This window comes from Pseudomonas sp. GW821-FHT01E05, assembly GCF_059422425.1.
In genome coordinates this window covers 514,228-537,068 of the sequence record NZ_JBWKWW010000002.1, presented here as the reverse complement: position 1 = coordinate 537,068, position 22,841 = coordinate 514,228, and the positions used below count along the sequence as shown (strand labels likewise).

The 22,841-nt window shown below is 59.2% G+C and carries 24 protein-coding genes and 1 pseudogene; 6 read left to right on the top strand and 19 right to left on the bottom strand.

The window, feature by feature from the left end; translation table 11 throughout:
- The first annotated feature begins 174 nt into the window (after nt 1–174).
- Both hslO and AC07W5_RS05930 read left to right on the top strand, forming a co-directional pair.
- Entirely contained in the window at nt 175–1,077 is a 903-nt protein-coding gene (gene hslO / locus AC07W5_RS05935; protein WP_495010986.1) for an Hsp33 family molecular chaperone HslO, read from the top strand.
- 179 nt (nt 1,078–1,256) lie between these two features.
- Nucleotides 1,257–2,801, top strand: coding sequence for a phosphoenolpyruvate carboxykinase (locus AC07W5_RS05930; protein WP_494994417.1), 1,545 nt, complete (start codon nt 1,257–1,259; stop codon nt 2,799–2,801).
- Between the two features lie 146 nt (nt 2,802–2,947).
- Here AC07W5_RS05930 and AC07W5_RS05925 read toward each other — a convergent pair whose 3' ends face one another.
- From AC07W5_RS05925 to AC07W5_RS05910, 4 genes and pseudogenes are all read right to left on the bottom strand, one after another.
- On the bottom strand, nt 2,948–3,301 hold the full coding sequence (locus tag AC07W5_RS05925) for a DUF1493 family protein (protein ID WP_495022949.1): 354 nt from the start codon (nt 3,299–3,301) through the stop codon (nt 2,948–2,950).
- Nucleotides 3,302–3,389: 88 nt separating this feature from the next.
- Nucleotides 3,390–3,545: pseudogene (locus AC07W5_RS05920) on the bottom strand (YhfG family protein); the annotation flags it as partial.
- Nucleotides 3,546–3,659: 114 nt separating this feature from the next.
- Nucleotides 3,660–3,956: a hypothetical protein gene (locus tag AC07W5_RS05915; RefSeq protein ID WP_495022948.1), complete on the bottom strand. Its 297-nt coding sequence runs from the start codon at nt 3,954–3,956 to the stop codon at nt 3,660–3,662.
- Nucleotides 3,957–4,195: 239 nt separating this feature from the next.
- Nucleotides 4,196–4,429 carry an antitoxin PaaA2 family protein gene (locus AC07W5_RS05910; protein ID WP_495022947.1) on the bottom strand — a complete coding sequence of 78 codons (234 nt, stop codon included), beginning with the start codon at nt 4,427–4,429 and terminating at the stop codon, nt 4,196–4,198.
- A 338-nt stretch (nt 4,430–4,767) separates the two neighbouring features.
- Here AC07W5_RS05910 and AC07W5_RS05905 point away from each other — a divergent pair, with 338 nt between their 5' ends.
- Together AC07W5_RS05905 and AC07W5_RS05900 are read left to right on the top strand one after the other, a co-directional pair.
- Nucleotides 4,768–6,696: a RecQ family ATP-dependent DNA helicase gene (locus AC07W5_RS05905; RefSeq protein WP_495022946.1), complete on the top strand. Its 1,929-nt coding sequence runs from the start codon at nt 4,768–4,770 to the stop codon at nt 6,694–6,696.
- A 101-nt stretch (nt 6,697–6,797) separates the two neighbouring features.
- Nucleotides 6,798–7,229: an acyl-CoA thioesterase gene (locus tag AC07W5_RS05900; protein WP_495022945.1), complete on the top strand. Its 432-nt coding sequence runs from the start codon at nt 6,798–6,800 to the stop codon at nt 7,227–7,229.
- A 63-nt stretch (nt 7,230–7,292) separates the two neighbouring features.
- On the opposite strand, the gene AC07W5_RS05895 is transcribed toward AC07W5_RS05900, so the two are convergent.
- From AC07W5_RS05895 to yrfG, 5 genes are all read right to left on the bottom strand, one after another.
- A complete protein-coding gene (locus AC07W5_RS05895; RefSeq protein ID WP_494994413.1) occupies nt 7,293–7,787 on the bottom strand; it encodes a glycine zipper domain-containing protein in 495 nt (164 codons plus the stop codon).
- Between the two features lie 242 nt (nt 7,788–8,029).
- On the bottom strand, nt 8,030–10,387 hold the full coding sequence (locus AC07W5_RS05890; protein WP_495022944.1) for an FdhF/YdeP family oxidoreductase: 2,358 nt from the start codon (nt 10,385–10,387) through the stop codon (nt 8,030–8,032).
- Nucleotides 10,384–11,223, bottom strand: a complete 840-nt coding sequence (fdhD, locus tag AC07W5_RS05885; RefSeq protein WP_495022943.1) for a formate dehydrogenase accessory sulfurtransferase FdhD — start codon at nt 11,221–11,223, stop codon at nt 10,384–10,386. Before fdhD ends, AC07W5_RS05890 begins: the two co-directional genes overlap by 4 nt.
- A gap of 105 nt (nt 11,224–11,328) precedes the next feature.
- Nucleotides 11,329–12,216: a LysR family transcriptional regulator gene (locus AC07W5_RS05880; RefSeq protein WP_494994410.1), complete on the bottom strand. Its 888-nt coding sequence runs from the start codon at nt 12,214–12,216 to the stop codon at nt 11,329–11,331.
- Nucleotides 12,217–12,382: 166 nt separating this feature from the next.
- The gene (yrfG, locus tag AC07W5_RS05875; protein WP_495022942.1) at nt 12,383–13,045 is read right to left on the bottom strand and encodes a GMP/IMP nucleotidase; all 663 of its coding nucleotides are present in this window, start codon (nt 13,043–13,045) and stop codon (nt 12,383–12,385) included.
- 145 nt (nt 13,046–13,190) lie between these two features.
- Between yrfG and nudE the strand changes: the two genes are divergently transcribed.
- Together nudE and cysQ are read left to right on the top strand one after the other, a co-directional pair.
- A complete protein-coding gene (gene nudE, locus AC07W5_RS05870) occupies nt 13,191–13,757 on the top strand; it encodes an ADP compounds hydrolase NudE (protein WP_494994408.1) in 567 nt (188 codons plus the stop codon).
- Nucleotides 13,758–13,768: 11 nt separating this feature from the next.
- Nucleotides 13,769–14,596, top strand: coding sequence for a 3'(2'),5'-bisphosphate nucleotidase CysQ (gene cysQ, locus AC07W5_RS05865; RefSeq protein ID WP_494994486.1), 828 nt, complete (start codon nt 13,769–13,771; stop codon nt 14,594–14,596).
- 141 nt (nt 14,597–14,737) lie between these two features.
- On the opposite strand, the gene AC07W5_RS05860 is transcribed toward cysQ, so the two are convergent.
- The 10 genes from AC07W5_RS05860 to AC07W5_RS05815 form a co-directional block, all read right to left on the bottom strand.
- Entirely contained in the window at nt 14,738–15,193 is a 456-nt protein-coding gene (locus AC07W5_RS05860) for a thioesterase domain-containing protein (RefSeq protein WP_494994407.1), read from the bottom strand.
- Nucleotides 15,194–15,241: 48 nt separating this feature from the next.
- The gene (locus AC07W5_RS05855; RefSeq protein WP_495010994.1) at nt 15,242–16,636 is read right to left on the bottom strand and encodes a sigma-54-dependent transcriptional regulator; all 1,395 of its coding nucleotides are present in this window, start codon (nt 16,634–16,636) and stop codon (nt 15,242–15,244) included.
- Nucleotides 16,633–18,441, bottom strand: coding sequence for a sensor histidine kinase (locus AC07W5_RS05850; protein WP_494994405.1), 1,809 nt, complete (start codon nt 18,439–18,441; stop codon nt 16,633–16,635). Before AC07W5_RS05850 ends, AC07W5_RS05855 begins: the two co-directional genes overlap by 4 nt.
- A gap of 56 nt (nt 18,442–18,497) precedes the next feature.
- A complete protein-coding gene (gene rfbC, locus AC07W5_RS05845) occupies nt 18,498–19,043 on the bottom strand; it encodes a dTDP-4-dehydrorhamnose 3,5-epimerase (RefSeq protein WP_494994404.1) in 546 nt (181 codons plus the stop codon).
- Nucleotides 19,044–19,122: 79 nt separating this feature from the next.
- A complete protein-coding gene (rfbB, locus tag AC07W5_RS05840; protein ID WP_495022941.1) occupies nt 19,123–20,205 on the bottom strand; it encodes a dTDP-glucose 4,6-dehydratase in 1,083 nt (360 codons plus the stop codon).
- A 257-nt stretch (nt 20,206–20,462) separates the two neighbouring features.
- On the bottom strand, nt 20,463–20,645 hold the full coding sequence (locus AC07W5_RS05835) for a hypothetical protein (RefSeq protein WP_495022940.1): 183 nt from the start codon (nt 20,643–20,645) through the stop codon (nt 20,463–20,465).
- Between the two features lie 162 nt (nt 20,646–20,807).
- A complete protein-coding gene (locus AC07W5_RS05830) occupies nt 20,808–21,044 on the bottom strand; it encodes a DUF7683 domain-containing protein (protein ID WP_495022939.1) in 237 nt (78 codons plus the stop codon).
- Between the two features lie 8 nt (nt 21,045–21,052).
- Nucleotides 21,053–21,307 carry a colicin E3-like toxin immunity protein gene (locus AC07W5_RS05825; RefSeq protein WP_495010998.1) on the bottom strand — a complete coding sequence of 85 codons (255 nt, stop codon included), beginning with the start codon at nt 21,305–21,307 and terminating at the stop codon, nt 21,053–21,055.
- Between the two features lie 119 nt (nt 21,308–21,426).
- On the bottom strand, nt 21,427–21,651 hold the full coding sequence (locus tag AC07W5_RS05820; protein WP_495022938.1) for a DUF7683 domain-containing protein: 225 nt from the start codon (nt 21,649–21,651) through the stop codon (nt 21,427–21,429).
- Nucleotides 21,648–22,784 (bottom strand): S-type pyocin domain-containing protein, encoded by a 1,137-nt coding sequence (locus tag AC07W5_RS05815; RefSeq protein WP_495022937.1) that lies wholly within the window; start codon nt 22,782–22,784, stop codon nt 21,648–21,650. Before AC07W5_RS05815 ends, AC07W5_RS05820 begins: the two co-directional genes overlap by 4 nt.
- Nucleotides 22,785–22,841 lie beyond the last annotated feature (57 nt).

Here is a 22,841-nt window from a genome sequence, read left to right as displayed (position 1 = left end):
CAGAGGTAGTAAATTACACGGAACCAACCTGCCGATGTTCTACCTTGCTTGGAACAATCCCGGATTGTTCATAAAATGCTTTCCATGGCCGAACATTCGTGCACCAAAATGGCGCAAAAGCGCAAGTTTCGATCCTTGTAACCATTTTTGTTTTCACTTTAGATACCCAAACCTATGACCGATCTACCGGATAACGACTACACCCAACGCTTCATCTTCGATGAAAGCGACGCCCGCGGCGAGATGGTTGCGTTGGAGCGTAGCTACGCCGAAGTCCTTGCCAAACACCCTTATCCCGAGCCAGTCGCGCAACTGCTCGGCGAGCTGATGGCCGCGGCGGCGTTGCTGGTCGGCACCTTGAAGTTCGATGGCTTGCTGATCCTCCAGGCCCGTTCCGAAGGCCCGGTACCCTTGCTGATGATCGAGTGTTCCAGCGAGCGCGAGATCCGTGGCCTGGCGCGTTATGACGCAGACAAGATCGCTCCTGATGCGACCCTGGCCGACCTGATGCCCAACGGCGTGCTGGCACTCACCGTCGACCCGCGTCAGGGTCAGCGTTACCAGGGCATCGTCGACCTCGACGGCGAGACCCTGTCGGAATGCTTCACCAATTATTTCGTCATGTCCCAGCAAGTCGGCACACGCTTCTGGCTCAACGCCGACGGCCGTCGCGCCCGTGGTCTGCTGCTGCAGCAGCTGCCGGCCGATCGCATCAAGGATGACGAGGAACGCGCCTCCAGCTGGCAGCACATCACTACCCTGGCCAGCACCCTGACCGCTGACGAACTGCTTGGCCTGGACAATGAAACCGTACTGCATCGCCTCTACCATGATGAAGCGGTACGTATGTTCGACGTGCAGACATTGCGCTTCAGCTGCAGCTGCTCGCGCGATCGATCGGGTAACGCGCTGGTGAGTCTGGGTCAGGAAGACGCGCAACAACTGGTTATCGAAAGCGGTGGCAGCGTCGAGATCGACTGTCAGTTCTGCAACGAGCGCTACCTGTTCGATGCTGCCGATGTTGCTCAATTATTCGCTGGAGCGGGTGTCAACACACCGTCAGATACTCGCCACTAAAACGGTTCAGCGCAGGTAAATTACCTGTCAAACGCCAGATTTACGCCGCCCTGACAGGAGGGCCCTACTTTTTTTGGGCATTTCTGGCATAATCCGGCCCACTTTTTTCGCGGTAGTAGTGCACAACTTTCTACTACAAAACGTTTGGAGCACTCGGCCACTGGCCGACGGGGAACCTCATGACGCAAGCCAATAACGCCGTGTACACCGATCTGAGTGTTGATGATCTGGTTAAAGAAGCCCTGAACCGCGGTGAAGGCGAGCTGTCCGATACCGGCGCTCTGGTTGTACGCACCGGTCACCGCACCGGCCGTTCGCCAGTCGACCGTTTCATCGTGGAAGAGCCTTCCACCCAAGGCGCCATCGCCTGGGGCCCGATCAACCGCAAGTTCCCGGCCGACAAGTTCGATGCCCTGTGGAACCGCGTTGAAGCCTACCTGGGCGAGCGCGAGCGTTTTGTTTCCCACGTCCACGTAGGTTCTGACCCTGCGCATTACCTCGCGGTCAAAATGACCACCGAGACTGCCTGGCACAACCTGTTCGGCCGTTGCCTGTTCATCAACCCTGAGCAGTACAACCAGGGTGACAAGGACGAGTGGCAGGTGATCAACGCCCCTGAGTTCGTCTGCGTGCCTGAGCGTGACGGCACCAACTCCGACGGCACCGTGATCATCAACTTTGCAGCCAAGAAAGTGCTGCTCGCGGGTATGCGTTACGCCGGCGAAATGAAAAAAGCCCTGTTCTCGGTACAAAACTTCCTGCTGCCAGCAGTCGACGTTCTGCCGATGCACTGCGCGGCCAACATGGGCGAAGAGGGCGACGTAACGTTGTTCTTCGGCCTGTCCGGCACCGGTAAAACCACCCTGTCCGCTGACGAAAGCCGCTACCTGATCGGCGACGACGAACACGGCTGGGGCGTTGGCGTGGTGTTCAACATCGAAGGCGGTTGCTATGCCAAGTGCATCGACCTCTCCGAGAAGAACGAGCCGGTCATCTGGAAAGCCATCCAGCACGGTGCCGTACTGGAAAACGTCGTACTCGACCCGGTCACCAAGAAAGCCGACTACGCCGATGACAGCCTGACCCAGAACAGCCGCGCCGCTTACCCGCGCGAACTGATCGAAAAACGCGCCCCGAAAAACCTCGGCGGCGAGCCAAACGCTGTGATCTTCCTGACTTGCGACTTGACCGGCGTACTGCCGCCAGTCTCGATCCTCAGCGAAGAACAAGCGGCCTACCACTTCCTGTCCGGCTACACCGCTTTGGTGGGCTCGACCGAAATGGGTTCCGGCAGCGGCATCAAATCGACCTTTTCCACCTGCTTCGGCGCCCCGTTCTTCCCGCGTCCGGCTGGCGAATACGCTGAACTGCTGATCAAACGCATCCGCGGCTTCGGCTCCAAGGTCTACCTGGTTAACACCGGCTGGACCGGCGGTGGCTACGGCGTCGGCAAACGCTTCAACATCCCGACCACCCGTGGCGTCATCGCAGCCATCCAGAGCGGCGCGTTGATCGGTGCAGAAACCGAACACCTGGACACCATCAACCTCGACGTGCCGCTGGCCGTACCGGGCGTTGAAACCGGCCTGTTGAACCCACGCAACACCTGGGCTGACAAAGCTGCCTACGACGAAGCTGCTAAAGCGTTGGCCGGTTTGTTCATCGAGAACTTCAAGAAGTTTGAAGTGAGCGATGCGATCAAGGCTGCTGGGCCGAAGTTGTAATTATTCGGTAGTGGTTTGAGGTAAGAGAAAGCCGCCCTTAGGGGCGGCTTTTTTGCGGGTGCGATTCAGACCAGCGGAGGCAGAACTACCAATATTCCAGCTGAAAAGGCGCTAAACGGCCAGAATAATGGCACTTGTGGTGTCGACTAGATGCCTTCCAACTCCTGTGTATTCCACTGCTGCACCTTGATCGCCTGGTAGAGCATGCCAATGGTCAGTGGGTGTTTGTCACCACGTCCCTTGGCCCGCCGCTTGAGGAACACGTCAAAGCCTTCGGGCTGGAAGTAGCGATAGGCGTCGTAGTCGATGAAGTCGATGGCGAACTGTTCTTCCAGGGTTTCCATCAGGTGCCGCGCATCGGCGCCGTCACAGCCGAGTTCAAAATTGATCGAGGTGCTGAGGCTGATGGTCTTGCGTTCGGGCAGGCCGAGTTCTTCGTGCAGCAGCTGCATGAGCAGGTGCATGACGTGGTCGTCGGGGAAGTTGGGGGCGAGGTGCATTGCGGGGCGTCTGGTTGGGCTTAGGCGGATTTTATTGGCCGTCGGGCTTGGGGGGAAGGGCGGACGCAGATATTGGTGGTTCGTCTTGTCGGTACTTTGCGAGCACTTCTTCTCGTGTAGGAAGTGGTTTGTCGAGGTCTACCGGTGACGTGTCGAATCCGGCGAGGCGTAGGCTGGCCAAGTAGTTTGAGCGGCGGACTTTTTCGTAATGCGCTTGTTTTTGTTTGAAGGTTAATTGGCTCATGGCGGTGGTCCCGGGGCTGCTGTTTCTTTCACTTATGTTTGAAAACACGCGGCGCGTTCATCGCTGGCAAGCCAGGCTCCTACAGGAACGTGGCGTGCCTGCGAGTGGGGTGTGTCAGGTAGGTGCTTTCCAGTTCAGCATGCGTTGCTGGGCGACTTGGAGCAGGTCGCGGCCGTCTTGAGTCAGCAGGTACAGGGCGTGGGTGATATGGGGAATGTCTTTAACGTCGCCGTGCTTGAAGCATTGGCAGTGCAGGGTTTCGAGCAGGTCGCTGGAGGCTCGGATGCGCTGAAGGGCGGCTTCGAGGATGTCTTGCGGGTCGGCCTCTGTGTCGATGATCAGAACCGGGGTGTCGGTGAAGTTGGTTTTAGTGGGGCGATAGCGATCTGCAGACGGATCTAATGTGTTCATGGTTAGTTCTCTGTATGGATCAAATGAACCACACCAACCGTGACCAAACGATGGGTGGCGGACTGTGTTCAGGTTGGTCAACCGGCGAGAACACCCGGCACGCTCGAAAGCGTCCCAAACACAGCCGCCATAAAGCGTGCCGAGATGTTAGTGCCGGCAGCATACAAGGGGATGCGAATGTTCTCTGTAATTTTTCGGGTGACCAAACCCGGCCGCTGATTTTGCAGCAACGCAAACAACTATAGATGTGGGTTGCAGGCTGGCGAAAGGCGACAAGGAGCACGAGGTTGTAGGAAGGGGACGAAGATTGGTAAGGCCTGGCTACCGGTCTGTCCGCCGACGTAGGGCGTCTCGTTTCTTAGCCATAAAACGCTGGCTTCCTCGTCTTCAATGCTGGGTCTAGGGTCGTCGATGGACGCTTGAATGTCGGCAGCGAGTTGCCGGTTGTATGCGGCGACTTGATGGGCAGGCATGAAAGAATCCTTTATTGGCTACGTTTTCACCTTGTTATCCGCTGCCGTGCCACCTCGCACTACCCGGGTTTTTTTCAGCGATTCCCCTGGAGGTCGAATTTCCCACGCGCTTGTCAGGCGTGTCGAATAGAGCCGCAGTAACGCGTGCGCCAGACTGTGTAGGGGATTTCGTGATCTTCGATTCACATTTGAACGCCATCAGCCATGGAATTGCATCACGGGCCTTGCGCCGTTCTCCCTGTATCATGCCGTATCCTTTTTGCGCCCGACCTTTTCTCGACCCGCCGATTTGCCGCGCTAGGCTTCAGGCATCTGCGCGGTCAATGGAGTGACAGTTTATGCACAACACCCTTGAACAGGTCTTTGGTTATCCACAGTTTCGGCCCGGCCAGGAGGTGGCGGTCAGCGCGGTGTTGGCCGGGCGGTCGGCGGCGGCGATTTTTCCTACTGGGTCCGGCAAGTCGTTGTGTTATCAATTGTCGGCCTTGCTGCTGCCGAATCTGACGCTGGTGGTCTCGCCGTTACTGGCGTTGATGCAGGACCAGTTGGCGTTCCTGGCGCGTCACGGCATTGCGGCGGCGAGTATCGATTCGGCGCAGAGCCGCGATGATGCCAACGAGGTGATGGCGCGGGCCCGCTCCGGCGAGTTGAAGATTTTGATGATCTCCGTGGAGCGCCTGAAGAACGAACGTTTTCGCAACTTTTTGCAGCAGGTGCCAATCTCGTTGTTGGTGGTGGACGAGGCGCACTGTATTTCGGAGTGGGGTCATAACTTCCGTCCGGACTATTTAAAGCTGCCGGCCTATCAGCGCCAGTTCAACATTCCTCAAGCTTTGCTGCTGACCGCCACCGCAACGCCAAAGGTGATCGCCGACATGCAGGCGAAATTCGCCATCGCCCCGGCGGATGTGGTGACCACCGGTTTCTACCGACCCAACCTCAACCTGCTGGTGGAGCCGGTGCGTGGCCAGGACAAGCGTCGGCGTCTGGTCGAGTGGATGGGCCAGCGCGCCGGGCAGCCGAGCATCGTTTACGTCACGTTGCAGAAAACGGCCGAACAGATCGCTCAGCACCTGGCTCAGCACGGCATTCAGGCCGAGGCTTATCACGCAGGTTTACCCCACGAGCAACGCGAAGCGATTCAGCGCCGGTTCATGGGCGGGCAGTCCAATTGCATAGTCGCCACCATCGCTTTCGGGATGGGCATCGACAAGAGCGACATCCGCAACGTGGCGCATTTCGACTTGCCGAAATCCATTGAGAACTACAGCCAGGAAATCGGTCGCGCCGGGCGTGACGGGCAGTCCTCCGACTGCCTGGTGCTGGCCAACCGCGACAGCCTCAATGTGCTGGAGAATTTCGTTTACGGTGACACGCCGGAGCTGGAAGGCATTCGTTGTGTGCTGGATGAACTACAAGCAGCCAGCCCCGATGGTCAGTGGGAGTTTCTTCTGGGGCCGCTGGCGGATCAGAGCAACATTCGTCAGTTGCCGCTCAAGACCTTGCTGGTGCAGCTGGAGCTGCGTGGTTTGATCGCGCCGCGTTATGCCTACTTTGCGGAGTACCGCTTCAAGTTTCTGGTCGAGCCCGAAGCCTTGTTGGCGCGTTTCGAGGGCGAGCGGCGGGACTTTGTGGCGGCGATTATCCAGACGTCGAGCCGCGCCAGGACCTGGGCCACGGTGAATTTCGACGCGTTGTATTTACAGCATCAAGCCGAACGAAATCGGGTGGTGAAGGCGCTGGATTATTTCCAGGAAAAGGGCTGGGTGGAGCTCGAAAGCAAGCAAATGACGGAGGTCTACAGCCTGCTGATGACAGATTTCGAGGCGCAGGCGCTGAGCGCCGAATTGCATGCGTACTTCACACAGCATGAGCGCACCGAGATCGCGCGGATCCACGCGATGCTCGATTTGTTCGCGACCGAGCGCTGCCTGGGTTATCGACTGGCGCAGTACTTCGGCGATGAAAACGCACCGCAGCGGTGCGGGCATTGTTCGGTGTGCCACGGTCAGGTTGCACGTCTGCCAGAGCCTCCCGAGTTGCCGGCGCTTGTGGATAAAAATTTCCAGGCACTGTGCGGCGATTTTATCCACAGGCATGAGCAGTACAACGGGAGTCTGCCGGGTGCGGAACGACTGACGCGGTTTTTGTGCGGGATCAGCGTGCCGCTGTTCACCAAACTCAAGGCTCGGGCGATTCCGGGGTTTGCGGTGTTGGAGGATTACCCGTATGCAGAGGTGAGGGCGTGGGCTGAGGCGAATCTTTAGGCCAAAGCTTCGCGGGCAAGCCCGCGAATGACCCTGAGTCTCGCCCGATCGTGGAGGTCACAGCGATTACACTGCTTGCCCATTCTCTGAGAGACCACTCAATGACCAACCGCATGCCGCAACGCACTGACTACCGTCACTTCCAGCCGATCATCACCCGGTGGCACGACAACGACGTTTACGGCCATGTGAACAATGTCACCTACTACAGCTTTTTTGACACCGCGGTGAACACCTACCTGATCGAGGTGGGTGGGCTGGATATTCATGACGGTGAGGTGTTGGGTTTTGTGGTGAGTTCGGCGTGCGATTATTTCGCTTCGATTGCTTTCCCCGAGCGTATCGAAATCGGATTGCGGGTGGGCAAGTTGGGTAACAGTTCGGTGCAGTACGAGTTGGCGGTATTCAAGGCGGGGGAAGAAGACGCCTGCGCGGCAGGGCGGTTCGTGCATGTGTTTGTGGATCGGGCGTCGAATCAGCCGGTGGCGATTCCTGCCGGGTTACGCGGGGCGTTGGAGCGGTTGCTGGTGTGAGGTCGTCGGCTAAAGTGAAGACTTCTGTAGCCGCTGCCTTGGGCAGCGGCTACAGATCGCATGTCAATCCCGGTCGCGCCAGTGGCGGTGATGCTTGTAATGCCCGTAGGCATGGCCACGGCCGCGGTGGTCATCGTCATCGTCATCACGGTAGTAGCGGCGATCACCACGACCGCGGTAGTCGTGATCCTCACGATAGCTTTCATTGCCCATATGGTTACCCAGCGCACCGCCCACGCCGCCGCCGGCTGCTGAGCCGATCAGGCTGCCACTGGTGCCGCCCAGGCTGCGGCCAACCACGTTGCCGCCCGCAGCACCGAGTGCGCCGCCAATGGCCGCCTGGCCACGGCTGCGTCTGTCGGCTCCGACCGCACTACCACCCGCGCCGCCCAGGGCTGCACCAATGGTAGAACCGGTGTTACCGCCTAACGACTGACCGACGACCGAGCCTAGAACCCCGCCCAATGCGCCGCCCACGCCTGCCTCGGTGGTGCCTCCAGCAAAAGCAATGCCACTGACCAGGCCAAGGGACAACAAGAGAATCGAGGAGTACTTCATGGGAGAGCCTCTAAGGGATGACGGCGCGATCGTGAGGCTGTGTTGAGATGCTTACAATCGAAATCCGACGAGTAACACGACTTGTGCACAATTCTATAAGTTACTGTTTTTTAGACGGAACTTAAGTGTTTTTCGCCGGTCTTTAGCTAATTCGGAAAGGCCGTTTTTATGCAAAAGCGGCCTTTTTTGTGGGCGTTTGAAAGGTTTCGTGATCAGCGGCGACGCGGTCTTTTGATCTTGCCTTACGCCGACTTTGCCATGATCAACCCGTTATCACTCGCCGCTTGCAACCGAATCGCGACGAACTTCGATGTTGGCGTATGGCTGCCGTCGCCGGTGCTTTCCAGGGGCACCAGGGGATTCACTTCCGGATAGTAGGCGGCCGCTTGACCGGCGGGGATATCGAACGCCAGCAAGGTGAAGCCCTTGACCCGACGTTCGCGGCCATCGTCCCAGATCGACACGATGTCGGCTTTCTGACCGGGTTTGAAGCCCAGGCGAATGATGTCGGCTTCATTGATGAACAGCACATCCCGCTGACCTTTGACACCGCGATAACGGTCGTCCAGGCCATAAATGGTGGTGTTGTACTGATCGTGGGAACGCATCGATTGCATGATCAGGTCCGGCAGCACGCCAGTGGCGCGGGTGCGCTCATGCACCAGATCGACCGGCAGGATGTTCGCGCAGAAGTTGGCCCGCCCCGACGGGGTGTTCCACTGACGTGCTCCGGCAGTGTTGCCCAGGTGGAAGCCGCCTGGGTTCTCAATACGCTGGTTGAAATCCTTGAAGGCAGGAATGGTGTCGGCAATCAGGTCGCGGATGCGGCGATAGTCGGCGACCAGCCAGTTCCAGTCCACCGGATGTGCACCCAATGTCGCGGCGGCGATGCCGGCAATGATCGACGGCTCTGAACGCATCTGTTTCGACAGCGGCTGCAACTGGCCGTTGGAGGCGTGGACCATGCTGAACGAGTCTTCCACAGTCACTGCTTGCGGGCCTTCGGTTTGCAGGTCGATGTCGGTACGGCCCAGGCAGGGCAGGATCAACGCTTCTTTACCGTGGGCCAGATGGCTGCGGTTGAGCTTGGTGCTGATCTGCACGGTGAGGTCGCAGTTGCTCAGCGCCTGGAAGGTTCGTGTGCTGTCCGGGGTAGCTTGGGCGAAGTTACCACCCAGACCGATAAAGACTTTCGAGCGACCGTCGAGCATCGCGTGAATCGCCTCCACCACGTTGTGACCGTTTTCGCGTGGCACTTTGAACTGGAAGCGCCGTTCCAGTGCATCGAGAAAGAACGCTGGTGGGCGCTCGTTGATGCCCATGGTGCGGTCGCCCTGCACGTTACTGTGGCCACGCACTGGACACAGGCCGGCACCCGGCCGGCCGAGGTTGCCGCGCAACAGCATCAGGTTGGTGATTTCCTGGATGGTCGGTACCGAATGGCGATGTTGGGTGATGCCCATCGCCCAGCACATGATCACGTTCTTGGCCTTGGCATACATGCGTGCGGCTTGTTCGATATCGCTCAGGGGCAGCCCGGACTGCTCGACGATCTGCGTCCATGAGGTGTCGTCGATGGCGGCCAGGTAGTCGAGCACACCATCGGTGTGTTCGTTGAGGAAGTCGTGGTCAAACACCGCCGGTTCATACGTCAGCTGCGCTTCGCGCTCCCATTGCAGCAGGAACTTGGCCATGCCTCGCAGCAATGCCATGTCACCGCCCAGTGCGGGTCGGAAATAGGCGGTGTTGGTCGGACGGTCCCCGTTGGTGAGCATCTCGATAGGATGTTGCGGGTGTTGGAAGCGTTCCAGCCCACGCTCTTTGAGCGGGTTGACGCACACTACTTGAGCGCCGCGCTTCACCGCTTCGCGCAGGGGTTCGAGCATCCGCGGGTGGTTGGTGCCAGGGTTTTGCCCCAGGACGAAAATCGCATCGGCGTGTTCGAAGTCGTCGAAGGTCACTGTGCCTTTGCCCACACCGACGCTTTGCGCCATGGCCACACCGCTGGCTTCGTGGCACATGTTCGAGCAGTCGGGGAAGTTGTTGGTGCCGAAGGCGCGCACGAACAGTTGGTAGAGGTACGCCGCTTCGTTGCTGGCCCGGCCAGAGGTGTAGAACTCGGCCTGATCGGGGCTGCTGAGGTTCTGCAAGTGTTTACCGATCAGCGCGAACGCCGCTTCCCAGCTGATGGGTGTGTAGCGATCGGTTTCAGCGTCGTAGCTCATCGGTTCGGTGAGACGGCCCTGGTATTCGAGCCAGTAATCACTTTGTTCCAGCAATGAGCTGACGCTGTGCCTGGCGAAGAAGGCGCCATCGACCCGGCGCTTGGTGGCTTCCCAGTTGACCGCTTTGGCGCCGTTTTCGCAGAACTTGACCATGCCACTTTCCGGCGAGTCACCCCAGGCGCAACCCGGGCAGTCAAAGCCGCCGTTCTGGTTGGTCTTGAGCATCATGCGGATGTTTTTCAGTGCGTTGTCGCTGGTCAACCAGGCTTGAGCGACGCTGATCAGTGCGCCCCAACCGCCGGCTGCGCCTTTGTAGGGCTTGTAGCGTTTGTAGCGCGGGGTTGGTTTTTGGTCGGTTTGAAGATGAGTGCTCACGCTTGATTTTCCATCGAAGGGCTGTAGACCCGCGGCGCACTTTTCTGCGGCAGGTGGATGAGATTGAGGTTGTGCCGGCGGGCCCATTGCAGGGCCAGGCCGGTGGGCGACGACAGGCTGACTAATGTCTGGATGCCTGCGCGCAAGACTTTCTGGATCAATTCCAGGCTGCAACGGCTGGTGACAATGGCCAGGCCGCCAGCAGTGGGGATGTTCTGCCGGATCAGCGCGCCGATCAGCTTGTCGAGAGCGTTGTGCCGACCGATGTCTTCGCGACCGAGTAGCAGTTCGCCCCGGTTGTTCATGAACACGGCCGCATGCACCGCGCCACTGTGCTGACCCAAGGGCTGGAAGGCACTGATGCGCTGACGCAAACCGTCGAGCCACTCGGCCGGTGGCAAGGGCGCACCGGGCAATACGTTTAGCTCGGGTAATGCCTGTTCAACCGCCTCTACGCCACAGAGCCCGCAACCGCTGGTGCCGGCCAGTTGGCGGCGTTGCCGTTTGAGGTTCCAGAAGGCGCGGCTGGAGATTTGCACTTGCGCGTATTGCGCCGGGCCGGATCCGCTGAGTTGCAGGTCGTAGATATCGCAGGCGTCGGTAATGATGCCGCTGCCCAGGCTGAAGCCGACGATGAAGTCCTCAAGGTCGGTCGGGGTGACCAGCATCACTGCCTGACTGATGCCGTTGTAGGCAATCGCCAGCGCAACTTCTTCAGCGAGCGCGGTGCTGGCCGATTCGGTTTGTGCAAGGTTGCAGTAGTGATAACTCTGACTGGCGGCGGGCGCAGGCGTTTCGACGGCAGGCGCCGCGCAGTCGGGGTGCTTGGCGTTCATGAGGAGTTACCGGCAGTATCAGGTCGTATTGACTACTGATAAGACTAGGCGCGTCAAAGTGTCGCGTCTAATCGCTAATACTGATCTGCCGATAGATGGCGTCGATCAAGAGTCTGTCGGTGATTTCTGATACAACGCAAAAACGGCCTCGGCCAAGGCTGAACGCGGCGCGCCGCGGCGCATGATCAGGCCCAGGCAGGCGAGGGTCTGAGCGCTTTCAATCGGTTGCAGACGCAGGTCGTCGATCAAGTCTTCAAGACCGCCTTCCAGGGGCATCACCGCACAGCACAGGCCACCGTGTACCGCTTGTAACAGCTGATGGACCGCGTCGGTTTGCAGCAGCGGTTGCGGGTTGAGGCCACGGCTGTGGAAGTTGTGGTCGATGGACTGGCGAAAGTGCATGCCGCTGGTGAGCATGCCCAGTGGTAACTCGATCAGCGCCTCCCAGCTCAATGGCTTTTCGCCAAAGCTGAAGAAGCGTTGGTCGTAGAGCAGGCCCATGCGGGTTTCGCTAAAGGCCAGCGAGTCGAAGCGTTCGTTGTCCAGCCGCTCCAGATACGAAACGCCGAGGTCGAGGCGATTGCTCGCCAGTTGCTCAAGAATTTCTTCGGAGCTCAATGCCGAGAGTTCGAAGCGCAGGTTCGGGTGTTCTTTGTGCAAGCGTTGCATCAGCGCCAGCGGGTCGAAGCTCGACAGCGGTACCACGCCCAGACGCAAAGTCCCGACCAGGTTGCCACGACAGGCTGCGGCCTCGGCATGCAGGCCGTCGTAGGCCGCGAGCACGGTGCGGGCCCAGGCCAGCACACGCTCGCCCGGAGCGGTAAAACCTTCAAAGCGCTGACCGCGGTTGACCAGCGGCAGCTCGAGCTCTTCTTCAAGGCTGCGCAGGCGCATGGATAAGGTTGGCTGGGTGATGTGGCAGCGAGCAGCGGCTTGGCCAAAGTGACGGGTTTCGTCGAGGGCGATGAGGAATTTCAGCTGTTTGATGTCCATCTTCGCTCCAGGGCGCAGGCAAGGGAGCAATTCTAACGTGCTTGCAGTGCACTTGAGTCATTGGCCGGATCGCGCAACCTTGCCCGTGGCCATCGCGGGCAAGCCTCGCTCCTACGGACCGCGCTATCTGTGGGAGCGGGCTTGCTGGCGATGCAGTCGACTCGGTCTAAAGACCTGCTATCAACTCCCGATAATCCCCGACCGCCGCAAATTCGGCGGTGTCTTTGGGCTCTTTTTGGCTGTCCGGCTGGCTGACCGCCAGCAGATGCCCAACGCCGAAATTTCGCGCGCTGCGCAGGATCGGCAAAGTGTCGTCGATAAACAGGCTACGGGCCGGGTCGAAGCCGATATCGGCTTGCAAGGCATCCCAGAACTGCGGGTTTTCCTTGGCGAAGCCGTAATCGTGGGAGCTGATCAAACGCTCGAAATACGGCGCCAGTTCGATTTTTTCCAGCTTCAATGACAGCGAATCGCGGTGAGCGTTGGTGATCTGCACCACGCGCTTGCCGGCCTGTTTGATCGCAGCCAGAAAGGTGTCGGCGTCGGGACGCAGGGCAATCAGATGGGCGGTTTCCAGTTTCAGTTCGCGCACGGGCAGTCTCAGTTCCGCGCTCCAGAAGTCCAGGCAATACCACTGTAACTGGCCGGCGTTGTGCTCGAATAACGGCTGCAACTCCAGTTCGGCCATGGCCCGGCTCACACCATGCAACTCGGCGTAGCGCTGGGGCAGGTGCTCCATCCAGAAATGGTTGTCGTAGTGCAGGTCCAGCAGCGTGCCGTCCATATCCAGCAGAACGGTATCGATGTCGCGCCAGGGTAATGAGGGCATGGAAAACTTCTCGAACAGTAGAAAGACATCCGACACAAATGATCGGCAACGCCGGGTACGCACTGATTTGAAAGTGTAGCGAGCGATGCGCGCAGTAGCTTTCAAACAGCCTGTATAGTAACGCGTTCACGCCAAGGAGCTTGTCATGCGCCAGAAACCCACCGTACTCGCCCGCGAGATCGTCGCCACTAGTCGATTGTTCTGCGTCGAAGAGTTGCAGTTGCGCTTTTCCAACGGCGTCGAACGCACCTATGAGCGACTGGTCAGCAAGGGTACCGGTTATGGCGCAGTGATGATCGTGGCGATGGTCGATGACAACCATGCGCTATTGATCGAAGAATATTGCGGCGGCACCGGGGAGTACGAACTGTCTTTACCCAAGGGCCTGATCGAGCCGGGCGAGGATGTGTTGGCAGCGGCCGAGCGTGAGCTCAAGGAAGAGGCCGGTTTTGGCGCACGTCAACTTGAGCATCTGACTGAGCTGTCATTGTCGCCCGGTTACATGAGCCAGAAGATTCAAGTGGTTCTGGCGACCGATCTTTACGAAGAGCGACTTGAGGGCGACGAGCCTGAGCCGATGCGCGTGGATCGCGTCAACCTGCGGGAATTGTCTGCTCTGGCGCAGAACTCGCAATTCACTGAAGGCCGTGCCTTGGCGGCGTTGTACCTGGCCCGCGATCTGTTGACTGAGCGCGGGGTGTTTCAACCATGAGTGTGCACTCCATGAATTTCCCCCATCCGTTACTGGCCCCCGTCATCGAACTGGCGCGTCAAGCCGGTGAAGCCATCCTGCCGTTCTGGCGCGCCGACGTGGCGGTCACCGCCAAGCTTGATGACTCGCCGGTGACCGCGGCTGACATGGCGGCGCATCATCTGATCCTCGCCGGCCTGACGGCGCTCGACCCAAGCATTGCGGTGCTCTCGGAAGAAGACGCCGACATCCCGATGAGCGTGCGAGCCGGCTGGCAGCGCTGGTGGCTGGTGGATCCGCTGGATGGCACCAAGGAATTCATTTCCGGCAGTGAGGAATTTACCGTCAACATCGCGCTGATCGAACAAGGGCGTGTGGTGTTTGGCGTGGTGTCGATGCCGACCAACGGTCGCTGCTATTTCGGCGGTGCTGGCCTGGGTGCCTGGCGTGCAGACAAAGATGCCGAGCCGACGCCGATCCATGTACGGGACGTTCCGCCAGTAGGTGAAGCATTCACCGTGGTTGCCAGCCGTCGACATTCGAGCCCTGAACAGGAGCGTTTGCTGGCCGGGCTGAGTGACAGCCTGGGCGAGCTGCAACTGGCGAATATCGGCAGCTCGTTGAAGTTTTGCCTGTTGGCGGAGGGGGCTGCCGATTGCTATCCACGCTTGGCGCCGACGTCGCAGTGGGACACCGCCGCCGCGCAAGGCGTGCTGGAAGGCGCGGGTGGCGAGGTGTTGAATTTGAGCGGCGAGCCGTTCAGCTATCCGGCGCGCGAATCCCTACTGAATTCATTTTTCCTGGCACTGCCGGCCAAAGCCGCATGGCGGGAGAAGTTGTTGGTGTTGGCCAGGTCTTGAGAGCGCTACAGGTTGATCGTTCCCACGCTCCGCGTGGGAATTGCATTCAGTGACGCTCTGCGTCACCCACGGCGGACGCAGAGCGTCCAGGGCGGCATTCCCACGCAGAGCGTGGGAACGATCAAACGATCAGCGCCAAGTCTACCGATGCAACACATACTGCCCGGTAAACCTTACGGCATCCTCTGTGCTGCCGGCATTGACGATGCGTGAATGCAGCGTCAGCCGGGCCCGTCCGTAGCGCTGGTACATCACCAGAAACTTCTTCCATACCGCCGCACTTGGCGCATCGCCAATTGCCATCGCATCGGTCGTGACCGGCAGCGGATAGCTGATGTGCCCTTCCTGAATCACGATATGCCCGTCTTCGATGCCCTCTTCACGCAAGCGCAAATGCAGCCAGCCCCAGCCGGCCAGTACCGCGCCACAGTACAGGCTGCCGCCGAACATGGTGCTTTTGTGATTGACGTTGGCTTCCAGCGGCAAGTGCAGACGCAGTTGATGTGCTTGCCAATCAAGCACTTTGAGACCCATATCCCGCGTGAGGGGGATGTCGCGATGCAGGACTGATTCCAGGTGACGACTGTCGCGGTTCATGCAGGGTCTCTTTGTTCAGGATGCTTTTTCAAGATTAGTCGGCGTGGCTCAATCGAGTTCGTCGGTGCCACTGTTGGCGCCGCCATCGGCGAAGCTCAAACCGTGTTTGCGCAATTTGTCGTGCAAGGTCTTGCGTGGAATACCCAGCGCTTCGGCCAGGCTGCGCAGCGAACTGTGGGAGCGTGCCAGCTCGGCAGCAATCAAGGTTTTTTCGAAGTTTTCCACTTGCTCGCTCAGGCCTGCGCTGAGGTTTGCGCTGATCGGCGCAACGCTGCCGTCCGGCGCGCTGTTATCCAGCGCCAGTTCCAGGCCGAGGGCGAAGCGTTCAGCGGCGTTCTGCAGTTCGCGCACGTTGCCTGGCCAGTTGTGGCGCAACAGCGATGCCCGTTGCCCCGGCTGCAGTTCGTGAGGCGGCAGACCGTGGCGGGTGCTGGCTTCGTCGGCGAAGTGCTGAAACAGCATCAGCGCGTCTTCGCCACGTTCACGCAGTGGCGGGATGCGCAGCGGCGCGACGTTCAGGCGGTAATACAAGTCGGCGCGGAAGCGGCCCTGATCCGCCGCCTGGCGCAAGTCTTCCTTGGTTGCAGCAATGATGCGGATATCCAGCGGGATCAGCTGATTGCCGCCCAGGCGCTCAACCACCCGCTCTTGCAGCATGCGCAACAACTTGACCTGCACATCCAGACTCATGCTTTCGATTTCATCGAGGAACAGCGTACCGCCGTTGGCGAATTCGAACTTGCCGATGCGGCGCTTTTGCGCGCCGGTGAAGGCGCCCGGTTCGTGGCCGAACAGCTCGCTCTCCACCACCGACTCCGCCAGGGCGCCGGCATTGATCGCGACAAACGGCCCGTTGCGGCGGCTCGAAAGATCATGCAGCGCGCGGGCGACTACTTCCTTGCCGGCACCGGTCTCGCCGAGGATCAACACATCGGCTTTGGTCGCCGCCAGGGCGCCGATCTGCTCGCGCAAACGCAGCATCGGTGCCGACTGCCCTACCAACCGGGTGCTGAGTTCATTGCGGTCGCTCAGGGCCAGGCGCAGGCTGCGGTTATCCAGCACCAGCCGGCGCAGCGCCAGGGCGCGGCGCACGCTGTCGAGCAGGGCGTCGCTGGCGAAAGGTTTCTCCAGAAAGTCATAGGCCCCGGCACGCATCGCTTGCACGGCCAGCGGCACGTCGCCGTGACCGGTGATCAACAGTACTGGCAGTTCCGGGTCTTGCTCGTGCAGTTCGCTCAGCAGTTCGAGGCCATCCATACCGGGCATGCGAATGTCGCTGACCACCACGCCCGGCCAGTCGCGTTCAAGACGTCCGGCCAGGCCCTTGGCTTCAGCCAGCGGCAGGACTTTCAGTCCGGCGAGGTCGAGGGTCTGGCTCAGGGCCTGACGCAAATGTGGATCGTCGTCGATCAACACCACCTGGATGCGGTTGTCGATGTTCATGCACTGCGGTCCTCGGATGGTTGCAGATTGACTCCGGGCGCACCGGCGCGCAGTCGCAGGGTTAGCAGGGCGCCGCCATCGCGGTGGTTGGCGAACGACAGTTCACCGCCAAAGGCGCGCATCAGGGTGTCGCAGATTGCCAATCCCAGCCCGAGCCCTTGGGTGCGGGTCTTGGTGGTGTAGAAAGGCTCGCTGGCGCGGCCAAGGGCTTCCATGCAAAAACCCGGGCCGTTATCGCGAATGTACAGGTTGACGCCATCGGCGGTGGATTCGGCACTCAACCAGAGTTTGCGTGGCGGGCCCTTTTCGGTCAGAGCGTCGAGGGCGTTGGCCAGCAAGTTGCCGAGCACCTGGCGCAGGCGGGTTTCTCCGGCCTCGACCCACAGGGTGGCGGCCGGCAGGTCGCGGATCAGCTCGACTTCCATGGCGCGTCTGCGCTTGGCCAGCAAGGCCAGCGCGTCATCCAGCGCCGGTTGCAGGGCGACGCTTTCCGGCGCGTGGCGGTCGCGGCGGGCGAAGGCTCGCAAGTGGGCAATGATCGAGGCCATGCGCCCGGTCAGTTCGCTGATCAGTTTCAGGTTGCCGCGAGCGTCGTCGATGCGTTCGTGATCGAGCAGAACTTCGGTGTTTTCCGCGTAGCTGCGAATCGCCGCCAGCGGTTGATTGAGTTCGTGGCTGATGCTCGCCGACATCGTCCCCAGCGCCGACAGCTTGCCGGCCTGTACCAGGTCATCCTGAGCGCGCACCAGCTCTTGCTGGGCGTGTTCGCGCTCCAGCACTTCCTGTTTGAGGCGACGGTTGAGGCCTTCGAGGTCGCTGGTGCGTTCGACGACGCGCATTTCCAGCTCACGACGGGCCTTGGCTTCGAAAGCGATGCGCTCCAGGTAATGACGCCGGCGCTGCATCATCAGACCGAGCAACAACATCAATACCAACAGCGTCGCGCCGCCGATCGCGACCACGGTGCGCACCGGGCGGGCGATCAGGGTGCGCGGGGCGAGGATGCTGACGCTCCAACCGGTTTCCTGGATCTGCTGGGTCTGGGTCAGCCAGGCGTCGGGATTGAGGTGCAGAGGCTGCGGGTCGCGGGTCGGGTAGGGCTGGACCGTGATGATCGCCTGGCGCTCTTCATCAGTCAGCGGACGGGTCGCGCGAAAACGCCATTCCGGCCGCGAGGTGAGAATCACCACGCCGTTGTGGTCGGTCATCAGCATTTGTTCGGGGGTTTTGCCCCACAGGCTTTCGGTGAGATCGAGGTCAACCTTGACCACCAGCACGCCGATGATCCGCTCGCCATCGCGTACAGCACCGGCAAAGAAATAACCGCGTTTGGCAGACGTCGTGCCCTGGCCGAAGAAGCGCCCCAAACGCCCGGCCATGGCTTCGCTGAAATACGGCCGGAAAGAAAAATTGCGCCCGACGAAGCTGTCGTGTTTGTCCCAGTTGGACGCCGCTAGGGTGTTGCCGGTGGTGTCCATCAGGTACATGACTTCGGCGCCGGTCTGGGCACAGATGTCTTTGAGCAGCTGGTTGGCGTTGTCTTGAGTCACGCGCTGTTGCGGCTCGGCGAGGGCGGCACGCAGGGCCGGCAGATCACCGAGGATTTGCGGCAGCACTTCGTAGCGATGCAGCGTGCCCAGCAGGTTGGCGACGTACAGGTCGAGGGTCTGACGGTTTTGCTCCACCAGTTCGCTGCGGTAGTAACGCTCGGCCAGGTGCTCCAACGGCCACAACAATGGCGCCAGGCACAGTGCGAGCAGTGCCAGGCTGCGCCATCGGGGTCTGCGGGGGAGGGTTGGGGTCATAGGAGTCGAGCGCCTGTGGGTACAGGCGCATTATGCCTAGCCGTGAACGAGAACGCTCACGGGAACAGGTCGGCCTCTTGAAGGGTCTTGCCGGCCAGATCCTTTGCCGACAGCTGCGGCGTTTCACTGAGCTGCCAGTCAATGGCCAGGGTCGGGTCGTCCCAGCGAATGCAACGCTCGGCCGATGGGGTGTAGTAGTCGGTGGTTTTGTAGAGGAATTCAGCGAAGTCGCTCAGCACCACGAAACCGTGGGCAAAACCTTCCGGAACCCAGAGCTGGCGATTGTTTTCAGCTGACAAACGCACAGCAACCCAGCGACCAAAATTCGGCGAACTGCGGCGGATGTCCACCGCTACGTCGAGCACTTCACCGGCAATAACGCGCACCAGTTTTCCCTGAGTGTTTTCAAGCTGGTAGTGCAAGCCGCGCAGCACACCTTTTTGCGAGCGGGAATGATTGTCCTGAACGAATTGTGTGTTCAGGCCGGTCGCCTCCTCGAAAGCCCTGGCATTGAAGCTCTCGTAGAAGAAGCCGCGCTCGTCACCAAATACCTTGGGTTCGATGATCAGAACACCGGGCAGGTCGGTGGTGACTACATTCATTGGTTTTCTCCAGCATTAGTGAACAGGTAATGGCCGTGATCGGCGTGCCCAGAGTGAGCATGATAGAGCAGTGCCTTGATCAGGCGATCAGATCTTTGAAGTCGCTGGCACCCAGGCGTTCGCCTTGATAGCTGCCGTCCTGGACCCGTTGGCACCACTCCAGGTTATCCAGATACCACTGTACCGTTTTGCGCAGACCGGTTTCGAAGGTTTCCTCGGGAACCCAGCCCAGTTCGCGCTCGATTTTGCTGGCGTCGATGGCGTAACGCAGATCGTGGCCCGGACGGTCCTTGACGAAGGTGATCAGGTCGGCAAATTTCGCAACACCAGCAGGGCGCTGTGGCGCCAACTCTTCCAGCAGGCTGCAGATACCACGCACCACGTCGATGTTCTTCTGTTCGTTATGACCGCCGATGTTGTAGGTCTCACCGACTACACCTTCGGTTACCACTTTGAGCAGCGCCCGGGCGTGGTCCTCGACGAACAACCAGTCGCGCACTTGCAGACCGTTACCGTACACCGGCAGTGGTTTGCCTGCCAGCGCGTTGAGGATAACCAGCGGGATCAGCTTCTCGGGGAAATGGAACGGCCCGTAATTGTTCGAGCAGTTGGTCAACAGCACAGGCAAACCGTAGGTGCGCTGCCAGGCGCGAACCAGGTGGTCGGACGCGGCTTTGCTGGCTGAATAGGGAGAGCTGGGCGCGTAAGGCGTGGTTTCGGTGAACAGGTCATCGACGCCATGCAGGTCACCGTAGACCTCGTCGGTGGAGATATGGTGAAAACGAAAGGCGGCTTTCTCGGGCTCGGCCAATGTCAGCCAATAGGCACGAGTAGCCTCCAGCAGGCTGTAGGTGCCGACGATGTTGGTCTGGATAAAATCCGACGGACCGTCGATGGAGCGATCGACATGGGATTCGGCCGCCAAATGCATGATGGCATGGGGCTGAAACCGTGCCAGCATGGCGCTGACGGCGGCCTGGTCGACGATGTCGGCCTGTACGAACTCATAGCGGGTGTCGGTGGCGATGCTGGTCAGCGACTCCAGATTGCCGGCGTAGGTCAGCTTATCCAGGTTGAGCACTTCGTGTTCGGTGTGCTGAATCAGATGGCGGATCAAGGCCGAACCAATAAAACCGGCGCCGCCGGTAATGAGAATGCGCATGTCAGGAGCCTTCTTCCGTAAGACGGGTATAGAGCGAATGGGGCATAGCTTGTCGGCAGGTGAGGGGCGGTGCAAGAGGGGCGTTGGTCAGATTTTGGAGAAGGTTCGGGATTGAGGTCGTTTGGGAGGACGCTTTCGCGGGCAAGCCACGCTCCTACAGGGGACGGTGGCGCTTTTGTAGGAGCGAGCGGTGCGGCGATCCGACTTGCCCGCGATGGCGATAGTGCTACCACCTTGATGCTGGGCTTACCCAGTGCTTATTGTTCCTGGCTGAAAAACATCGGATTTTCTGCACGGAAGGTTTTAAAGGTCTTGTGCCTCCAACGTTCCTCCTCGGAGCCATCATCGGCTTCATCGACCTCGCCAAAGTACCAATGCTCGGACTCAAACCGTTGCCCATCTTCATCCTCGTGAATAAAGTGAAACCCTGCTTCATTCATCCCGGCAGGAAGGGTTAAACCCCAGTCTGCGGCGAGGCTTTTGTCGGTGATTGGCTGCCCACCGGATCAACGCCCTGAGGCGTCTTGGGATGTTGCGTACTTTTTTGTCTGAAAGTGCAATTCGGCGCATAAGTAGTGTTCTATGTCGTGGTCTAGTTGGATTTATGCGTAGCTGGTTAAAAAAAGCTCTAGATTCTTGGGTAACTCCAATGAACAGGCTTTTTCTATATCGCTGATCTGTTGTTCGGTTAGGTGATAATCGAAGGCGCAATAATTGTCTGTTTGCCAGCCCATGATGGGTACGAGATCGATTGTCGAAATGGGCAGATTTTTTTCAAAGCATGGGAAGTCTTCACCACGCTGAACACCCATGAGCATGTGTAAGAGGTTCTCTTTCATCTGGGCTGTCACCATTGATCCCTATAGGCGAATCCCAATTGATAGTCGTGAGCACTTATATCGATGGTATGGCTAAAGTAAGGCTGAATGAGTGCTACCCATTCCGCAGGTACATCAAATACCCCTTGGTTTACAGTATCGTATGGTTTCAAACCCAATGACTCGATAACCGCCCCATCGTCCCCGAAGTCCTGTGAATAGACTTCTCCTTCACAGAACTCCGTGATTTTGTTGAACCAGTGCAGCTTCAGTCTCAAACCCATAGTGCTGTTCTTACCTATATTTTTTATGTTCCGGCCTTTTTTTGCCGGTTTAAGTCGCTCGCCAGTGACGTGGTCGAATGCCCCTATATGGCTACCGTCACAGGTCCGGTAAGCGGTCTTTACGCGTCGCAAGAAAGATAGAGGTCAACATTTGTTGGCAGGGACTGTGAGATAAGCCTCTCAATGTCGCTTATTTGTTGAGCAGTAAGTTTGTAATCATAGATGCAGTCGTTCTCATTTTCCCAACCCATAACGGGCTGGAGCTCAGTTGCTGTTACGTTAAGCTCGATTTCTTCCGAAATTGAATCGCTACCGTACGGCACCACTAGAATTAAATGTTTCATGGCTCTATCCATCTTGTTGGGTCGGCATCTTTGGTACGCTCACCGGTAATGTGGTCGAACTCACCAAGGTGCTTTCCACGTTTGGTGTATTTCTCTACTTTGCCTCTTTCAAAGTCCCACTCGTAGATATAGCTATTGGGTTCCTTCCAGCGTGGTCGAAGCCCGCCGCCACCTCGAATCGGTGTTTTAGGTGGCTTGCGAACTGCGTTAGGAAAAGCAGGCAGAAATGTAGGTTTCTGGTGGTACTGGTGATCACCAGCCCGAACACTCACCACCACATAAAGCGGCCTAACCCCCGAATCCGCCGGGAACACCAGGATGAAATCCTGATACTCCGGCGGGTAGATCGGGTTGACCAATATGTCGTTGCTGGCCTCTGTCGGAGGATAGACCCAGATGTTCGGTGCTTGTGGCGCGGCTTCCAGTGCCGGGATGCCGAGGGTGTCGGCGGGGTTGAGGGCTGGGGTCCAGATCAATTCCAGGCCGTCGCCGAACACCGCTACTTGTTGGCTGCCGCGGGGCTGGAACTGGATAACATCGATCATCTGCCAGTCGGCGTTTTTGCCGGTGTAGAAGCCGTAGCCCTTGAGCGTGCCGTCGGCTTGTTGTTCGACGTGCAGGCGCACCCGTGAGTTGGCTTGCTTGAGCGAGCGCAGCTGTTCTTCGTTGTAGAGGGCGCTGTCGCCGAGTTCGGAGGGCCAGAGCAGGGCGACCAGGCCGGTCAGCAGGCCGGCGGCGACGGTGCCGCCGGCTGCTACTGTGACACTGCTGACCGATGATCCGGCCAGAGCAAGACCACCCAGGCCGACCGGTAATGCACTGCCACTGATTTTCTTTAGCGGGACGGCGCCGCAGCTGTCGGCCTCACGTGCGCCCAATAATGCGAAGTGGCCGTAATCCTTCAACGCATCCAGGGGGACGAAACCGGAGGGATTGGCATAGCTGATGATGCCGTCCGGCAGATTGCAGGACTTGGCGAAGACGCAGCCCAGTGGTGTTACAGGCTCAGGATCAGATGGCGTGTTCTCGAAGAGCTCGGCAATGGGGGGATACAGTTCTGCCGACGGCTGCGGTGTCAGGATGCGGCGGCGCAGTTGATCTTTGTAGGTCAGTGGGTATGAGCGTTCTGGCATGAGTGACTGGCTTCCCTGTCCAAGGAAGTCAGCCTATGGGCATGGGTAAAGGCCGAA

Coding starts and splice junctions, on each gene's coding strand:
- hslO (WP_495010986.1), top strand. CDS start 175: ATGACCGATCTACCGGATAACGACTACACCCAACGCTTCATCTTCGAT.
- AC07W5_RS05930 (WP_494994417.1), top strand. CDS start 1,257: ATGACGCAAGCCAATAACGCCGTGTACACCGATCTGAGTGTTGATGAT.
- AC07W5_RS05925 (WP_495022949.1), bottom strand. CDS start 3,301: ATGCACCTCGCCCCCAACTTCCCCGACGACCACGTCATGCACCTGCTC.
- AC07W5_RS05915 (WP_495022948.1), bottom strand. CDS start 3,956: ATGAACACATTAGATCCGTCTGCAGATCGCTATCGCCCCACTAAAACC.
- AC07W5_RS05910 (WP_495022947.1), bottom strand. CDS start 4,429: ATGCCTGCCCATCAAGTCGCCGCATACAACCGGCAACTCGCTGCCGAC.
- AC07W5_RS05905 (WP_495022946.1), top strand. CDS start 4,768: ATGCACAACACCCTTGAACAGGTCTTTGGTTATCCACAGTTTCGGCCC.
- AC07W5_RS05900 (WP_495022945.1), top strand. CDS start 6,798: ATGACCAACCGCATGCCGCAACGCACTGACTACCGTCACTTCCAGCCG.
- AC07W5_RS05895 (WP_494994413.1), bottom strand. CDS start 7,787: ATGAAGTACTCCTCGATTCTCTTGTTGTCCCTTGGCCTGGTCAGTGGC.
- fdhD (WP_495022943.1), bottom strand. CDS start 11,223: ATGAACGCCAAGCACCCCGACTGCGCGGCGCCTGCCGTCGAAACGCCT.
- AC07W5_RS05880 (WP_494994410.1), bottom strand. CDS start 12,216: ATGGACATCAAACAGCTGAAATTCCTCATCGCCCTCGACGAAACCCGT.
- yrfG (WP_495022942.1), bottom strand. CDS start 13,045: ATGCCCTCATTACCCTGGCGCGACATCGATACCGTTCTGCTGGATATG.
- nudE (WP_494994408.1), top strand. CDS start 13,191: ATGCGCCAGAAACCCACCGTACTCGCCCGCGAGATCGTCGCCACTAGT.
- cysQ (WP_494994486.1), top strand. CDS start 13,769: ATGAATTTCCCCCATCCGTTACTGGCCCCCGTCATCGAACTGGCGCGT.
- AC07W5_RS05860 (WP_494994407.1), bottom strand. CDS start 15,193: ATGAACCGCGACAGTCGTCACCTGGAATCAGTCCTGCATCGCGACATC.
- AC07W5_RS05855 (WP_495010994.1), bottom strand. CDS start 16,636: ATGAACATCGACAACCGCATCCAGGTGGTGTTGATCGACGACGATCCA.
- AC07W5_RS05850 (WP_494994405.1), bottom strand. CDS start 18,441: ATGACCCCAACCCTCCCCCGCAGACCCCGATGGCGCAGCCTGGCACTG.
- rfbC (WP_494994404.1), bottom strand. CDS start 19,043: ATGAATGTAGTCACCACCGACCTGCCCGGTGTTCTGATCATCGAACCC.
- rfbB (WP_495022941.1), bottom strand. CDS start 20,205: ATGCGCATTCTCATTACCGGCGGCGCCGGTTTTATTGGTTCGGCCTTG.
- AC07W5_RS05835 (WP_495022940.1), bottom strand. CDS start 20,645: ATGAATGAAGCAGGGTTTCACTTTATTCACGAGGATGAAGATGGGCAA.
- AC07W5_RS05830 (WP_495022939.1), bottom strand. CDS start 21,044: ATGAAAGAGAACCTCTTACACATGCTCATGGGTGTTCAGCGTGGTGAA.
- AC07W5_RS05825 (WP_495010998.1), bottom strand. CDS start 21,307: ATGGGTTTGAGACTGAAGCTGCACTGGTTCAACAAAATCACGGAGTTC.
- AC07W5_RS05820 (WP_495022938.1), bottom strand. CDS start 21,651: ATGAAACATTTAATTCTAGTGGTGCCGTACGGTAGCGATTCAATTTCG.
- AC07W5_RS05815 (WP_495022937.1), bottom strand. CDS start 22,784: ATGCCAGAACGCTCATACCCACTGACCTACAAAGATCAACTGCGCCGC.